This is a genomic window from Amycolatopsis sp. NPDC003731 (assembly GCF_053586895.1).
This window is the reverse complement of the sequence record NZ_JBSFNC010000190.1, coordinates 1-15131: the sequence shown is the minus strand read 5'-3', so window position 1 is coordinate 15131 and position 15131 is coordinate 1. Positions and strand designations below refer to the sequence as shown.

12 protein-coding genes are annotated in these 15131 nt (G+C 74.9%); 2 read left to right on the top strand and 10 right to left on the bottom strand.

The window, feature by feature from the left end:
- Positions 1–154 precede the first annotated feature (154 nt).
- Both ACWDN5_RS42150 and ACWDN5_RS42145 read left to right on the top strand, forming a co-directional pair.
- Entirely contained in the window at positions 155–1981 is a 1827-nt protein-coding gene (locus ACWDN5_RS42150; protein WP_449680212.1) for an OmpL47-type beta-barrel domain-containing protein, read from the top strand.
- A gap of 15 nt (positions 1982–1996) precedes the next feature.
- Positions 1997–2356, top strand: a complete 360-nt coding sequence (locus ACWDN5_RS42145; RefSeq protein WP_310969755.1) for a hypothetical protein — start codon at positions 1997–1999, stop codon at positions 2354–2356.
- Positions 2357–2722: 366 nt separating this feature from the next.
- On the opposite strand, the gene ACWDN5_RS42140 is transcribed toward ACWDN5_RS42145, so the two are convergent.
- The 10 genes from ACWDN5_RS42140 to ACWDN5_RS42095 all read right to left on the bottom strand — a co-directional run bounded on the left by ACWDN5_RS42140 (position 2723) and on the right by ACWDN5_RS42095 (position 15003).
- Positions 2723–5659 carry an AAA family ATPase gene (locus ACWDN5_RS42140; protein WP_449680211.1) on the bottom strand — a complete coding sequence of 979 codons (2937 nt, stop codon included), beginning with the start codon at positions 5657–5659 and terminating at the stop codon, positions 2723–2725.
- Between the two features lie 111 nt (positions 5660–5770).
- Entirely contained in the window at positions 5771–5977 is a 207-nt protein-coding gene (locus tag ACWDN5_RS42135) for a hypothetical protein (RefSeq protein WP_449680210.1), read from the bottom strand.
- Positions 5978–6007: 30 nt separating this feature from the next.
- The gene (locus tag ACWDN5_RS42130) at positions 6008–8842 is read right to left on the bottom strand and encodes a type 2 lanthipeptide synthetase LanM family protein (protein WP_449680209.1); all 2835 of its coding nucleotides are present in this window, start codon (positions 8840–8842) and stop codon (positions 6008–6010) included.
- A 96-nt stretch (positions 8843–8938) separates the two neighbouring features.
- Positions 8939–9169, bottom strand: coding sequence for a hypothetical protein (locus ACWDN5_RS42125; protein WP_449680208.1), 231 nt, complete (start codon positions 9167–9169; stop codon positions 8939–8941).
- Positions 9166–9870, bottom strand: a complete 705-nt coding sequence (locus ACWDN5_RS42120; protein ID WP_310969760.1) for a 4'-phosphopantetheinyl transferase family protein — start codon at positions 9868–9870, stop codon at positions 9166–9168. Before ACWDN5_RS42120 ends, ACWDN5_RS42125 begins: the two co-directional genes overlap by 4 nt.
- The gene (locus ACWDN5_RS42115) at positions 9867–13034 is read right to left on the bottom strand and encodes a S41 family peptidase (protein WP_449680207.1); all 3168 of its coding nucleotides are present in this window, start codon (positions 13032–13034) and stop codon (positions 9867–9869) included. Before ACWDN5_RS42115 ends, ACWDN5_RS42120 begins: the two co-directional genes overlap by 4 nt.
- On the bottom strand, positions 13031–13612 hold the full coding sequence (locus ACWDN5_RS42110; protein ID WP_310969762.1) for a GNAT family N-acetyltransferase: 582 nt from the start codon (positions 13610–13612) through the stop codon (positions 13031–13033). The genes ACWDN5_RS42115 and ACWDN5_RS42110 overlap by 4 nt, the downstream gene beginning before the upstream one ends.
- Entirely contained in the window at positions 13600–14037 is a 438-nt protein-coding gene (locus tag ACWDN5_RS42105) for a hypothetical protein (protein WP_310969763.1), read from the bottom strand. The genes ACWDN5_RS42110 and ACWDN5_RS42105 overlap by 13 nt, the downstream gene beginning before the upstream one ends.
- Complete coding sequence (locus ACWDN5_RS42100) at positions 14030–14485, bottom strand: hypothetical protein (protein ID WP_449680206.1); 456 nt, start codon at positions 14483–14485, stop codon at positions 14030–14032. Before ACWDN5_RS42100 ends, ACWDN5_RS42105 begins: the two co-directional genes overlap by 8 nt.
- A complete protein-coding gene (locus ACWDN5_RS42095; RefSeq protein ID WP_449680205.1) occupies positions 14482–15003 on the bottom strand; it encodes a hypothetical protein in 522 nt (173 codons plus the stop codon). The genes ACWDN5_RS42100 and ACWDN5_RS42095 overlap by 4 nt, the downstream gene beginning before the upstream one ends.
- Positions 15004–15131: the final 128 nt, after the last annotated feature.

The window sequence follows — 15131 nt, the reverse complement described above, 5'->3', positions numbered from 1 at the left end:
CTGCTGCAGTTCCCCGGCCGACGCCGGCCCGGCACAGCCCAGCAACAGCGCGGCCGCGGCGGCCAGCAACGCCACGAATCGGAGCGGCATCCCCGCCGACGGCCGCGCGGTGCTGGTCGAAGTCACCGACCCACTTCAGGAAGGGTTCCCCGCGATGTCCCCACGACTGATCGCCCTGCTGCTGACCGCGTTCCTGGCGCTGCTCGGGCTGGCGACGCCCGCGGCGGCGGCTCCGGTCCAGACGCTGACCTGGACCGGGAACAACAGCACCACCGAGTACGCCTCCGCGCCGACCGGCGCCCTGCCCGGCGAGACCACCATCGTCTTCGAGAACAGCGAAGCCACCGGCAACACGACCGGGATGTCGCACACCCTGACCTTCGACACGACGACGCCGGGCTACAACCACGACGTCTCGCTCAACATCCTGGCCAACCCGTTCGACCCGCAGGACGGCCGGCACGAAGCCGTCGTGACGCTGACGCCGGGCAAGTACCGGTACTTCTGCACGATCCCCGGGCACACGGCGATGGTGGGGGAGTTCGTCGTCTCCGACGGCACCGGCGACACGACCCCGCCGGCCGTGACCGCTGCCGTGACGGGGGATCGTGACCCGTCGGGCAACTACGTCGGGTCCGCCACGGTGGCGCTTTCGGCGACCGACGCGGGCTCCGGCGTCGCCGCGGTCGAATACCAGCTCGACGGCGGCACCTGGACGGCTTACTCGGCGCCGGTGGTGGTTTCCGCCGCGGGCACGCACATGCTGCACTACCGCGCGCGCGACGTCGCCGGGAACACGTCGGAAGAAGGGATGGCGCATTTCACGGTCGTCGCGCGGCCGGGGGACACGACCGCGCCCGCGGTGAGCGCGGCGATCACCGGCACCCAGGACGCGGCGGGCAACTACCTCGACGTCGCGACGGCGCGGATCACGGCCACGGACGCGGATTCCGGCGTGGCTTCGGTGGAGTACCAGCTGGACGGCGGGCCCTGGACGGCTTACTCGGCGCCGGTGGTGGTTTCCGCTGCCGGCACGCACATGCTGCACTACCGGGCCACCGACGTCGCCGGGAACGTGTCGCCGGAGGGCATGGCCCACTTCACGGTGGTCCGCAGCGACACGACACCGCCGACGGTGTCGGCCTCGGTGGCCGGCACGCAGGACGCCGACGGCAGCTACGTCGGCAAGGCGACGGTCACGGTGACGGCTGCGGACGCGGGTTCCGGGGTCGCCGCCGTCGAATACAAAGTGGACGGTGGGGCGTGGACTGCTTACGCGGCACCGGTTCCGGTGTCCGCGGCCGGGGCGCACACGGTGGGCTACCGCGCTCGTGACGTCGCCGGCAACGCGTCCGCGGAGGGTTCGGTGTCGTTCACCGTGGTCCCCGGCGGGGACACGACGGCGCCTTCGGTCGCGCTCCAGGTCACCGGGAAGCAGGACGGCGGCTGGAACTATGTGGGGGCGGGGACCGTGACGGTGACGGCTTCGGACACCGAGTCCGGAGTAGGCTTCGTCGAGTACAAAGTGGACGCCGCGGCGTGGACCAGGTACGCGGCGCCGGTGGTCGTGTCGGCGCTGGGCGCGCACACCGTGCGGGCCCGGGCCACGGACGTCGCCGGGAACGTCTCGGCCGAGGTCTCGGGAGCGTTCACGGTGGTCGCGGTCGCGCCGCCGCCGGACGCCTGCCCGGTGTCGGACACCCGCGAGACGGTGGTGGTCGGCGGGATCGACAGCCAGGTGGCGAACGTCGACATCGGCAACGGCTGCACGATCAACGACGTCATCGACGAGAACGCGGAGTACGCATCGCATGACCGGTTCGTGAAGCACGTGAAGGCGGTGACGCAGGAACTCATGGCCAACGGCGTCCTGTCGTCCGGCGACCGCAACCGCATCGTGACGGCGGCGATCGACTCCGGCGTCGGCGGCGGTTTGGCACCGGCGGACGGGGGTAAGCGGAAAGCCTCAGCTCGCACCTAGGGAAAAGAGTGACGGATGCCCGCGTTGACCCGCGTCCTCGGAGCGGTGACGGCCGCGTACAGCGCCACGATCATCGCCGCGCCGCGCGTATTGGCCAAACCATGCGGCTTGACGACCCCGGCCGGCGACGTCACCGCGGGCGTCCGCACCTTGATCGCCGGAATCGGCGCCAGGGACGCGGCGATCGGTTTGGCGATGTTGCTGGCACCGGAGGGCAAGCCGCTTCAGGTGGCGTTGGCGGCGAGGGTGGCCTCCGACGCGGCGGACGCGGTGGTGTTCGGGACCGGTTTGCCGGATCGTTCGGCGCGGGCGAAGGTGGCGGGTTTCGCGGCCGGGTGGGCGGCGTTGTGCGCGTTGTCGGCGGTGGTCCGCTGACCTGGCGGGCGCTCGCGCCGCCGCGGACGTGATCGGTTGCCGGTCGCACGACGCCGGGTGACGGCCCGATCGAGCAGGTGCGCTTGCCCGATCGGGTGACCGTTCGGACGTGGACCGGCCGCGCCTCGGCTCGGAGCCTGGAGGGCGGGTTCAGCCGGGAGAGGGTTCCGATGTCGGCAGCTGCCGGACGCCGACCGGCAGCAGCTGCTGGACAACGTCGGTGCGGCTCCCACCCGGGACCAGGCACTCGGCCGGCCGCAGCCCCTCGGCGAAATCCGCGTCCTGCTCAAGGGGACCCCGGTGCTGAGCGGGCCCGCGGGGCCCGCCGCCGTGAGTGCCGGACGACCGCGCCCCGGAACGTTGCCGTCAGACCTCCGAGGCCGACGAGTTCTCCGCCGCGAAGCGGGCCAGTTCGGCGCGGTCGCGGACCGACGTCTTCATCAGCAGGGCCGCCACGTGTTTCTCCACCGTGCGCGGGGAAATGTGCAGCCGGGCCGCCAGTGCCTTGTTGCTGAGCCGGAACGCCAGCAGCTCGAAGACCTCGTACTCGCGCAGCGTGACGCCGATCGCCCTCAAGCTCTCCGGGACCCGCTCGGTGCCCGTGCGGCGCTGCTGCACCGACGCTCCGGCGCGCCGGAGCAGGGCCCGGCAGGCGCTGGCCACCGGGATCACGTCCGCGCCGTGGAAGTGGCTTTCGGCTTCGCGGAGCCATTCCGCCGGCTCGCCCCAGCCGTCGTCGACCGCGGGCTCGGCGGTCAGGCGCAGGCCCAGCGGGCGGGCGACGCCGAACGGGGCCGCCGCCTGGGCCGCGCGCCGCATGGCCGTGGCCGCGGCCTCGTGCGCGTGGTCGCGGCCGTGCAGCACCGCCTCGGCCAGGAGCACGAACTGGCGGTTCCAGCGCATCCCGCCGGTGGCTCCGGCGGCGATGCGCCGGTGGTCGTCCCAGGTCGCGTCGCCCGCGATGACGTCGAGCAGCAGCTTGAGGCCGTGGGTGCCGGCCAGGTGGAACGTGCTCTGCTGCCGCGCCTGGTCGGCGGCCAGGGTGTCCAGCTGGGCGCGCGCGGTCTCGCGGTCCTCCTCCAGCAGCGAGCAGAAGACCTGGGCCAGGCCGCGGGCCAGGGGGGCCTCCGGGCCGGCGTCACCGCCGCCGCGCCGGAAGTCGCCGAGGGCGGACTCCATCGCCCGGCGGTCGCCGCGGTGGCCCGCCAGCACCGCCTGCGCCATCTGCACGTACCGGCTGACCGCGTACAGCTTGATCCGCGACGACTCCGCGTAGCACGCGTCGAGCCGCCGCCCGGCCTCGGCGAACCGGCCGCACAGCACCGAATGCAGGCCCAGCACGGCGTCCGCGTTGTAGGCCAGGCTGATCCCGCCGGTGCGCAGCGCCTCGGCCCGCGCGGTCTCCAGCCCCGAGGGGTCGGCCTCGGCCAGCCAGGCGTTGCCGCCCAGGCCGACCAGCGCGTAGTTGCGCCAGTTCGTCAGCCGGTGCTCGGCGGCGCTGTCGAGCATCCGCCGGAAGCACTCGTCGGACTCGGCCATGTCCCGCTCGCGCACCACGAACCCGACCGCGTAGAGCGCCTGGCACGCCGTCGAGGGCGAGCCGATCCGCTCGGCCCCGGCCACCGCCCGGCGGCCCAGCTCCTCGCTGCGGCGCACCCGGTCGGGGGCCGGGCCGGACATCGACAGGTACGCGTCCACGGCGTCGACCGCGACAGCTTCCTCGTCCAGCCCCTCCGCCGGCAGCAGCGCACGGGCCGCGGCGACCTGCTCGAAGCCCTCCGCCCAGCGGCCGGCGACCTGGGCCGCCCACGCCAGCCGGACGTGGACACGGATCTGGCGCGCCGAATCGCGGCCGTCGGTGGGCCGCAGCGAACGCGCCACCTTCGCCGCCCGGTCGAACTGCCCCGCCTCCGCCAGCGCGAACAGCAGCAGTTCGAGCAGGTCCCGGTAGCGGCCGGAGTGGTCGCCGCCGCGGCCGGCGTCCTCGCCGAGCAGGTTCACGGCGTGTTCCAGCACGGCGATGGCCGACCCCGGCGCGCCCTCGGCGAGCGCGCGCTGGGCGGCCTCGCGGTAGAGGTCGGCGGCGGCCCAGCGGTCGCCGGCGCCCAGCCGCAGCGACGCGGCCAGGCTGCACAGCTCGCCGGGCAGGTCGGGGTGCAGCTCCACGACGGCGTCGGCCGCCTTGGCCGACAGCGCCACGCGCTCGGCCGGGTTGAGCAGGGTCAGCAGCGCTTCGGCGGTGAGCGGGTGGCGGAAGGCGTACCAGTCTTCGCCGCGCTCGTCGGCGATGAGCAGCTGGGCGGCGACGGCGGACTGCAGGTGGCCGAACAGGCTGTGGTCGTCCAGTTCGCTCACCCGCTGCACCACCGACAGCGGGAACCGGCGCCCGAGCACCGCCGCGATGGCGAGCAGCTGCTTGCCGCGTTCACCGAGGCGGTCGGCGCGGCGGGTGATGATCGTGACGAGCGTCGAGGGCACGGCGCTGCGGCCGTGGCCGGTGAACCGCCAGCCCGCGGCGCCGTTCACCAGCTCGCCCGCCGCCACCATGCTGTGCAGCAGTTCCTCGACGACGAGCGGGTTGCCCGCGCTGTCGGCGAACAGGCGCTCGGCCACGTCGGCGGACACCTGGTCCGGTTCGGCGCCGAGCGACGACGCCACCACGTCCCGCACCTCGGCGGGCCCGAGGCTGTCGAGCGGCATGAGGAAACCTTCACCGCGCCGGGCGACGGCGTGGGCCGCCTCCAGCGCGGGCGAAGGTTCGGCGCGCAGGGTGGCCAGCACGACCACCGGCTGCGTGCGGATGTTGGCGGCCAGGTACTCCACCACGGCCAGGGTTTCCACGTCGGCGTCCTGGAGGTCGTCGACGACGAACAGGCAGCCGCGGCCCGCCCCGGCCAGCCCGGTGAGCCGCAGCGTCGCCTCGGCGAGCACCACCAGCGAGGAGTCGCCGGCCGCGTCGGCCCCGGCGGCCCAGTCCGGGATCAGCCTGCCCAGCACCGACCGGTACGGCCCGAGCTGTTCGACCAGCTCGCGGCCGCCGGTGCGGGCCAGCGACAGCAGTGCTTCGGTGAGCGCCCGGAACGGCACGGCGGGCCCGGTGGTGCTGCCGCGGCCCCGCAGCACCACCAATCCCGCGTCCAGAGCGTGGCCGACCGCCTCGGCGGCGAGCCGGGTCTTGCCTATGCCGGGTTCCCCCGTGACGAACACGGCCGATCCCGAAGAACGGCGAGCGTCGTGCAACACCCGCCCGATCTCCTCGATCTCCGTTCCTCGGCCGACGAGAGCGGGGGCACGGGTGCGCATGCGCCAACCTTAGAGACCGGACTCACGAATTCGGTGGTCTTCCGGTGGAGATTCCACTGTTCGGACGGCAAGATTGGGGTTGTTGTCACGCTTTGTGCCGTCGCGAGCACGTCACGCGTGCGTGTGGTTGCTGACGACGGTGCTGATGTCCATCGTGACGACCGCCGCGCTGGCGACGCCGAGGGTCAGCCCGGCGAGAATCCCCGCCCGGACACCGATCTTCGTTCTGGCACCAGGCGTGGCGTCGCCGAGCGGGCTGTCCGCCGCCGAACCGGCGGGGGTCGCGTCGAATTCGCCGGCATTGGTGTCGTTGCGCATCTGCACTCCCGTGTTGTATGAGTTTCGCGGTTATTTCCGGTGCCCCGATGGTTCGAGCAGCAGAACCGACGGAACCTGTTCGGCAAAACCGGCCCGCAACAACCCGAAACCGATACCCCCGGTTCCGGTCAACAGGCCTGGGCTCGCTACGCCGTGCGGCGTACCGCACTGGAGCCCGTGTCCTTCGATGGCGCCGACGAGGCGCGAAGTCGTTCTCCGCAAGGCGGAGACCGACGGTTCGTGACCCTGCCCGGCGAGCACCACGAGTGCTTCGAGGGTGCCGAGTTCGCCGTGGCAGAGGGATTGGTCCGACGACGGCGGCCGGGCGGCCACCGCGGCCGAGAACGCGTCCGCCGCCGGTGCGGCGAACCCCGGACCGGCGGCCGCGGCGAGCACCCGCCCGGCCAGGCCCGAGCACCAGCCCAGGTCGCCGGCCACGGAGTCCGCCGGGATCCGGCCGCCCCGGCCGAGGGCCCACTCGACCCCCGCCGCGCCCCAGAGGAAGCCGGGGGCGGTGGGGCGCGCGGCACCGGCGAGCCGCCGGGAGAGCGTGGCGGCCAGCGCGGCCGCTTCGGGCAGCCCGCTTTCCGCGTGCACGGCGTGCATGGCGGCGAGGGCGCCCGCGGTGCCTTCGCCGACGCCCACGGGCGCGGCCGCGTCGGCGGCGGCGGTCGCGGCGATCGCGGCGGGCAGGCAGGCGGCGAGCGTGTTGTCGCCGAGCAGGGAGGCCAGGCGGGCCAGGGCGTAGCAGATGCCGCCCAGGCCGAAGAACCCGCCGGAGCCGACTTCGCGCGCGAGGTCGGGGTGCTCGGCGAGGACCTCGACGAGCACCGGCAGCGTGCGCACGGCCTTCGCGGCCAGCTCGGAGTACCGCGCGGTGCCGGTCAGCTCGCCCAGCTGGGCCAGGAAGAGCGCCGTGCCGCAGTAGCCCTCGGCGAGCCCGGCGCCCATCGGCAGCACCAGCCAGTGGCGGCCGTCCAGGAGTTCGAGGCCGACCCAGTTGGCCCGGACGTCGTCGTGCGCGGCGCGGGCGACGAGGTCGTCGCCGATCGCCGACGCCAGCGCGAGCAGGTGCTGGCTGTCGGGCACGACGGCGGCGACCGCGCCGGGCAGCGGCGCCCCCGCGCCGTGGCGGACCTCCGGGCGGCGGGTGGCGAGCGTGGCCTCGACGAACCACTCCTGCTCGCGCAGGTCTTCCGCGCACAGCTGCGCGATCTTCGCGCGGGCCTGGTCGAGGCCGCTCGCGGCCAGCAGGCCGGGCAGCACCACACCGGTGCCGGTGGTGACGTCGACCGACCCCGCGGCGGCGGTGAACACCGGCACGTCGCCGTCGCACAGTTCGGTGATCTCGTGCGGCACGAGCGCGGGCAGGTGGGCCTTCCCGTGATCCTCGGCGAGCGAGGCGAACGCCTCCGGCCGGGCGGCGCCCGCGGCGAGGTGCGCCGGGTGGGTCGAGTCGGTCAGCAGCGTCGCGTACACCTGCGTCGGCCGCATGACCAGGCGGATCTCCTCGCCCGCGAACCCGTCCAGCGCGCCGCCGAGCAGCTCGCCGCGGCGGTCCACCAGCGATTCGTAGGCGGCGCGGAAGCCGCTCAGCAGGCTCTGCCGGTACATCCCGGCGTCGACCTCGGCCCCGGCGAGCACCGGGCGGTTCGCACCGCCGGCGTAGGGGCGGGGCCCGCGCGCCAGGCGCATGTCGTCGGTCCCGGCGCCGGTCCAGTGCGGCACTTCGCCCGGGCTCTGTTCGCCGTTGCCGCCGCCGAAGGCCGAGACGTCGAGCGCGCCGTGCTCGCCGAGCATCAGCGTGGGCAGCAGGGCGGTGCGCGCCACCGAGCGGTGCAGCGCGGCGGCGGCCGGGTCGGGGCCGTTGCGGGTGAGCGAGGTGAAGGCGGGGTGGAACAGCGTCTCGACGTCCACCAGCATCGGCTGGTCGCCGCAGGCGATGAGGTTCTCGCAGTGCATGTCGGTGGCGTCGAGCGCGTAGAGCAGGGCCAGCAGCGCGCCTTGGCGGCGGTAGAAGAGCTCGACGCCGGCCTGGTCGGCGCAGGGCCGCGCGGGCACGTACTCGGCCCAGCCGTAGCCGTCGCGGGCGAGGACGCCCACCGGCCGCGGCGCGAGCCCGGGCCGTTCCTCGGCGAACCACCGCAGCAGCTCACCCCACCGGGCGAGCAGCCCGAGCGGCCGCGGCTTGTAGACCAGCTGCCGCCCGTCGGTGAACCCGAGCACGGCCACCGCGCGGCCGCCGGAGTGCACATCGCCGGCACCGAGGGTCAGCTCGCTCAGCTCGGCGGCACTGCCGGCGAGCAACCCGGCCCGCAGCGCCTCGCGATCGGCGGTGAACCGGGCGAGCAGCTCGGCGACGGCGTCGACGGTGCGCAGGCAGGTCTGGGCGAGCAGCCGCGCCAGCATCGGGTGGCGGCCCAGCACGTCGGTGAGGTGGCCGCGGCTGCCGAGCAGGCGGAGGAAGTCGACGAAGCGGTCCCGCCCGGTCGCGCCGCGCAGCAGGCCGGCTTTCCGGGCGGAGTGCAGCTCGAGGACGAAGGTTCGCGCCGCGAGCGCGGTGAGCTGCCCGCAGAGCCAGGTTTCCACGCCGGACCACACCCGCTCGGCGGCGGGCTCGCGGCCGAGCAGGAGGTCCCGGGCGGCGTCGGCGAAGGGGAGGACGGCGTGCCGGAAGACGCGATCGCCCTCGGCCTCGACAGGAGCGGGCCAGTCACCATCGGCGGGCAGCGAAGCCAGGACGCGATCGGCGAGCAGCGCCCAGGCCGGCGGGTGGTCGCCGCCCTCGCCGGGAAGGCGAGCGGCGGTCCACCAGGCCGGTGCCTCGTGGGGGGCCTGCTCGGGGCGCTCTACTGTCTGGCTCACACCGAGAAGATTCGCACTACGGGAGATGCGGGCACATGGGTAGCCGCTACCCAGATTGGGTACCCGTCTTTGTGGTCTGCCTCCGATCGTGGGGGTTCACGGCCGTCCGGCGAGGAGCGGCGCGGTGAGTTCGGCCAGGTCACGGCCCGCACGGGGCCGGTCAGGGCCCAGGCCGCCGGGGGCCGTCAGCGGCCGCGGGGGCACCGGCTCGCACGGCCGACCGGGCACCCCCGAACGGGCGATGGACCCGCGCACATCCACCCGCGCGGGAGCGGCGGCCAGTCGCAGCCCGGCCGGCTGCATCGCCGTCACCTCGCTCGCGGTCACGGCACCCCGGCAACCATCGCCGCGCCGAGCTCCGCCGGCTCTCGACGGCGCACTGTCCGCACCGGCACCGTCGTCGCCAGCGCCGCCACGTGGTCGCCCGGCACCGTCAGCGACCGCAGGTGCACCGGCTCGCGCGGCCACCCCGTCACCTCCGCGCGCGCCAGCCGTTCCCGCACGTCCACCCGCGCGGGAGCGGCCGCCAGCCCCAGCCCGGCCAGCTTCATCGCCGCCTCCTTGCGGGTCCACGCCCTCAGCAGCCGCCCGGCCTGCTCCGCCGGGGGTGCCGCCGAGAACTCCCGGTGCTCCGGAGCCGACAAGACCACCCCGGCCAATCCCGCCGGGTCGGCCGCCGCGGCCGGGTCTTCGATGTCCGCCCCGATCAGACCCGCCGAAGCCACCGCGAGCAGCAGCCACCGCCCGGTGTGGGACACCGAGAACGCCGGGGCGCCGGCCACCCGCGGCCGGCCGTGCGCGGGGTCGCCGCAGTGCTCGCAGGAGCGGTCGATCACCACCTCCGACGGCGGCACACCGAGCACCGAAGCACCCCAAAGGCGTTGCAGCGCACGGGAAGCCACGAACACGTCCCCCGCCGGCGTCGCCGCCAGCCGGGCCCAGCGCGCGCGCTCGGCGCCGGCGAGCAGCGCCACCCACTCCGGCCGGGGACGGACCGGCACCACCCAGACGTCGACCCGGCCGGTCATGGCGCCTGCGGCAGCAGCAGGGCCGCCCGGGGCACGGGCAGCTCGTCCGACGGCGAACCCAGCTCCGCCAGCAGGTGCGCGACCGCCGCCGCGAGCTGGTCGTCCTCGCCCGGGAGCAGCCGGTCCGGGGCGGGGACCACCGCCAGGTCCGGCTCCACGCCGTGGTTCTCCAGCGACCCGCCCGCGTCGCCGAAGCGGTAGCGGAACTCCGGCTGGGTCGTGACCGTGCCGTCCACCAGCCGGTGCCGCGGCCAGGTCGCGATCACCCCGCCCCAGCTGCGCCTGCCGATCAGCGGGCCGAGCCCGAGCGCGCGGAAGACGTGCGCGAAGATCTCGCCGTCGGAGCCCGTGTGCTCGTTGAGCAGCGTCGCCATCGGGCCGCGCGGGGACTCCGTCGGGTACGGTGCCATCCCGCTCCACCGCCCGTGCTCGGTGCCGGTGCGGCGGCGGGCCAGCCGGTCGAGCAACAGCGGCGACACGTGCCCGCCCGTATTGAACCGGACGTCCACGATCAGGCCGTCGCGGTCGAGCTCGGTCAGGAACCCGCGGACGAAGTCGGCGTACCCGGCGCGCGTCATGTCCGGCACGTGCAGGTACCCCAGCCGGCCGCCGGACACCGTCCGCACGTACGCGCGGTTGCCCTCGGTCCAGTCCAGGTACCGCGCCCGCGCTTCCCCGGCGCACGCCCGCACGACCACGCGGTGCTCGGCGCCGCCCCGCCGCACGGTCAGCTCCACCTCCCGGTCGGCCTGCCCGACCAGCAGCTCGCCGGGGCCCGGCGGGCCGACGCGGCGGCCGTTGACCGCGACCACGGCGTCGCCCGCGCGGATGTCCGCGCCGAGCCGGGCGCACGGCGAACCGGCCTTCGGGTTCCACGGGTCGCCGCGCAGGATCCGGGCGATCCGCCAGGTGGCGCCGTCGGGCGGGGTGTCCCAGTCGACGCCGAGGAAGCCCTGCGCTTCGTCCGGCCCGGCGCGGTACTCGCCGCCGCGTTCGAACGCGTGGGACGTGCCGAGCTCGCCGTGCAGCTCCCAGATCAGGTCCGACAGCTCCGCGCGGCACGACACGAGCTCCGCGAGCGGCGCGTACCGGTCGTACACCGCGTCCCAGTCGAGCCCGGACATCCGGGCGTCCCAATAGCCTTCGCGCTGCAGCCGCCACGCCTCGCGGAACATCTGCCGCCACTCCGCCGACGGGTCGAACGGGACCTTGACGCGCCCGAGGTCGACCCAGCCGGTCGCCGGGCCCGGGTCCTCGCCGTCGGGTGGGTCGCCGGCGGCGTCGGCGCGCAGCACCCGCAACCGGCTGTCGGTGCGGTGCAGCACCACGTCGCCCCGGACGTCGAGCTCGTCGACCGCGCCGAGGCAGCCCTCGGTGACGCGGCCGGTGCCCAGGTCCACCAGCGACACCGTGCCCTCGCCGCCGGCCCCCGGGTGCGCCGGGTCGGGCGCGGAAAGGGGCACCGACAGCAGCAGGACCCGGCCGGGCAGCGCCGCGATGTCGCTGTAGCGGCCTTCGGGCACCGGGAACGCCGCCACCCGGCGGGAAATGCCGTCGAGGTCGATCGTCACCCGGCCGTCGCCGCGCGGGACGGGCAGCGCCTGCCCGGGCACCGCGGTCCGCGCCTCGAACGGCGAGGGGTCGCCGGCCCGCAGCGTGATCAGGTACGGCCGCGAGCCGAACGGGAACCCGACGTCGAACTGCACCTGGTCCAGCTCCGGCGTGAGGTCGCGCTGGCCGAGGAAGTACAGGTAGCGCCCGGACGGGTCGAACGCCGGGCGCGCGTCCCGCACCACCGGCTCGGTGACCCGGTGGGTGCGCCCGGACGCGGTGTCGGCGAGCTTGATCGACGACGTGCGCGGCGACTCCGGGAACGTGTAGGCCAGCCACCGGCCGTCGGGCGACCACGCGAGGTCCTCGATGCGCTCGTGCCGGCTCGCGTCGAGCAGCCGGGGCCGGGGGAGCACGTCGGCGGTGTCCACGATCCACACGCGCTGGCGGCTGGTCGCGAAGGCGACGAGCCCGGACGCGGGGGAGGCGGTCAGCTCGGTGATGTGCCCGACGCCGCCGGCGACCAGCACCGGGGCGTCCTCGCCGCCCTCGGCGTCCATCAGCACGATCCGCTCGTCCGGGCTCTCGTCGGCGGCCACGGCGACGAGCTGCCGGCCGCCGGCCAGCCAGCGCAGCAGCCGGTAGCGGACGCCGTCGGCGCTGCCGTGGCCGCGGACCGGCCCCGACCAGTGCTCGAAGGTGAACGCCTTGCCGCGGGCGGTCACCGCGAGCCGGGTGCCGTCGGGGGACAGGCGCGCACCGTCGAGGTACTCGCCCGCGGGGGCGAACCGGCGGCCGCGCTGCGGGGCCGCGCCGCCGAGGTCCACCTCGACCGGCCGCGCGCCGCGCTCGTCGAGCAGGTGCAGCCGGGCGCCCGCGGTGTAGACCAGGCGGGTGCCGTCGGTGGTGAGCCCGCGCGCGTAGTGGTCGTGGTGGTCGGTGTGGCAGCGCAGGTCGGTGCCGTCGGGCAGGCACGAGTAGACGTTGCCGATGCCTTCGTGGTCGCTGATGAAGTGGACGCGCCCGCCGGCCCAGCAGGGGTCGGCGACGTTCCCGGGCAGCGCGACGAGCCGGGCGAACGGCCCGGCTTCGTCCTCGGCGTACCACAGCTCGCCGGTGCCGCCCCCGCGGTACCGCTTCCACCGCGCGGGATCCGCGGTGTTGCGGCCGACGACGACACCGGTGTCACCGAAGGCGATCGTGTCGGCCGGCCCGAGCCGCAGCGGCCGCGCGGGACCGCCGGCCGAGGACACCGAGAACAGGCGCGCGCCGAAGCCGGACGGCTGCTCGGCGTCGGTCGCGTAGAGCACCTCGCCGGTGTGCGGGTGCCAGCCGACGGTGACGCACCGGCCGGCCTGGTGGGTCAGCCGCCGCGGCCGGCCGCCCTCGGCGGGCATGACGTACACCTCGGCCGGGCCGTCGTCGGTGCCGACGAACGCGATTTCCTTGCCGTCCGGGGAAATCCGCGGCCGCCGGGCCTCGCCGGGCCCCGCGGTCAGGCGGTGCGCCCGGCCGCCTTCGGCGGGCACCGACCACAGGTCGTCCTCGCACGCGAAGTACAGGGTGCCGCCGGAGATCGCGGGCGTCCGCAGGTACCCGGCCCGCCCGGTCACGACCGGGCCTCGATCCGCTCGCGGATCCGCTCGGCCAGTTCGCGCCGTCGTTCCTCCGCGGACGCCTCGTGCTGCCGGATGTCCTCATCGGACAGGGTCCAGTAACAGGCCGTCCGCCACTGCCCGACGGTGTGGGAATCCCGTTCGCAACGGACCTGGTGCTGGGCTTCGAGCGCCTCGGCGGACAGGAACATGGTGTTGTGCGTGTAGACCTGGTTGACGATCACGCGCATGTTGAGCTCGTCGCGCAGGTGCTTGTGCACCGCGTAGACGGCGAACGCGCCGAGCCCGCGGTCGCGCGGCAGCACGCCGAAGGACAGCTCGCAGCACTGCGCGCGCCAGTCGATCGAGGTGATCCAGGCGAAGCCCAGCACGCGGCCGTGCGCGCCGCAGACGGTGAAGATCCGCTTGGTCCGGTGCTCCTCGGTGATGGTGCGCAGCTGCCGGGCCTGCAGGCCGTCGTCGTCGGACCCGACGGCGAAATCGGTGAGGTTGGCCGCGAACCGGGCCTCGCGCAGCAGTTCCGTGCGCAGCGGGACGTCCTCTTCGGTGAAGTGCCGGACGGTCACGATCGGCATGGCTCCTCCTTCACCAGGACCAGCAGGTCGTGGAAGGCGTGGCCGGCGTAGTGGTGGCCGGGCAGCACGCCGCTGTGGGCGAACCCGGCCCCGAGGAAGGCCGCGGCACCCTCCTCGGGGACCAGGGCGACGAACGACGTCCGACGCTGGTAGGTGGTGAGGTGGCCGAGCAGCGCGCGCACCGGCTCCGGGCCGGCGGACGTGCTCGAGACGTACGCCTGGCGCGGCTGCGCCCGGTTCGGCACGCAGCCGACCAGCGCGCCGCCCGCGGCGTACACCTGGGCTTCGCGCCGGGTGAGCTCCCGCGCGAGCAGGGCGTCGTTCTGGGTGACCGGGTCGGTGCCGAGGAACCCGCGCGCGGCGTCCCCCGCGCGGCGCAGGCCCTGCGCGGCTTCGGCGGGCGAAAGCGGTCTCAGGTCAGTCATGGCGGATCGTCCCCCAGATCTCCCGTGCGGCGGGTGCGCCGTCGAACCAGGTGGCGGCCGGGACGACCGCTTCGCGCCGGAACCCGGCCGCGGTCAGCGCTTCGGTGTCCGGCCGGGTGACCGGGGTGACCCAGCCGTGCAGCCGGCGCAGGTTCAGGCCGGTGAACCCGTGCTCGACGGCGCGCGCCAGTAGTGCGTCCACATCGGACAGTGGACTGTGGACGCCGATCTCGACGCGGGCCCGCCGGTGCACCCAGTCGATGGCCGTGTAGCGGACGAAGGCGTCGTCGGTGACGCACAGCTCCTCGTCGTCGCCGGTGGGCGGGGGGACCGCGGTGGGTTCGGCGAGCGCGGGCCAGTCGCCGATCGGCAGGCCGAGCAGCTCGCCGGCGAGCCACGGCCCGCTCAGCAGCCCGCGGTCGGTACCGCGGTATCCGCGCAGTTTCATGACGCCGCCTCGACCTGGGAGAAGAAGACCGTGCCGCGGCGACGGCCATCGCGCGTGGTGACGCCGGCGAGCGTGCCCTCTTCGGTGAGCCCGGCCGCCCGCGCGAAGGCGAGTCCGGCCGGGTCGAATTCGAGGAACCGGACCGACAGCCGCACCAGCTCGTGGCGCCACCGCAGCGCCCGCACGATCTCGCGGTAGGCGTCGCACCACCAGGAGGTGGGGGTGTCCGAGCGCAGGCGCAGGTGCAGGACGTAGTGGCAGCCGTGCTCGCTGCCCTCGTGCTCCAAGGCGTAGAGGCCGACGGGCCGGCCGTCGGCGCAGAGCACGCGGCTGTCGTCGCCGAGGAGCCGGAGGATCTCCCACTCGGGCCGCGTCTCGGGCCGGTCGGTGCGGAAGAAGAAGCCGGGATCGGTGAAGAGGGCGAGCACGGCCGCCCGGTCGGCGTCCGCGCAGGAGCGGGCCGACCAACGCGGCAACGCACGCTCGGCCGGCGTCTTGACGGGCGCGATCGAGGTCATGGCCCCTCCCGGGCTGATGGGCTGGCGGTGGTGGTGCAACCTCGGGTTGGATCGAGGTCAAGGAAGTCACCGTCGTCGCGCGCGCAGGACCGTGGTGACCAGCGGCAGGTCGAACTCGCCCTGCGCGG

Bases quoted from the DNA above. Each gene is read 5' to 3' on its own strand.
- ACWDN5_RS42150 (WP_449680212.1), top strand. From the start codon at position 155: ATGTCCCCACGACTGATCGCCCTGCTGCTGACCGCGTTCCTGGCGCTG.
- ACWDN5_RS42145 (WP_310969755.1), top strand. From the start codon at position 1,997: ATGCCCGCGTTGACCCGCGTCCTCGGAGCGGTGACGGCCGCGTACAGC.
- ACWDN5_RS42140 (WP_449680211.1), bottom strand. From the start codon at position 5,659: ATGCGCACCCGTGCCCCCGCTCTCGTCGGCCGAGGAACGGAGATCGAG.
- ACWDN5_RS42135 (WP_449680210.1), bottom strand. From the start codon at position 5,977: ATGCGCAACGACACCAATGCCGGCGAATTCGACGCGACCCCCGCCGGT.
- ACWDN5_RS42120 (WP_310969760.1), bottom strand. From the start codon at position 9,870: ATGACCGGCCGGGTCGACGTCTGGGTGGTGCCGGTCCGTCCCCGGCCG.
- ACWDN5_RS42110 (WP_310969762.1), bottom strand. From the start codon at position 13,612: ATGCCGATCGTGACCGTCCGGCACTTCACCGAAGAGGACGTCCCGCTG.
- ACWDN5_RS42105 (WP_310969763.1), bottom strand. From the start codon at position 14,037: ATGACTGACCTGAGACCGCTTTCGCCCGCCGAAGCCGCGCAGGGCCTG.
- ACWDN5_RS42100 (WP_449680206.1), bottom strand. From the start codon at position 14,485: ATGAAACTGCGCGGATACCGCGGTACCGACCGCGGGCTGCTGAGCGGG.
- ACWDN5_RS42095 (WP_449680205.1), bottom strand. From the start codon at position 15,003: ATGACCTCGATCGCGCCCGTCAAGACGCCGGCCGAGCGTGCGTTGCCG.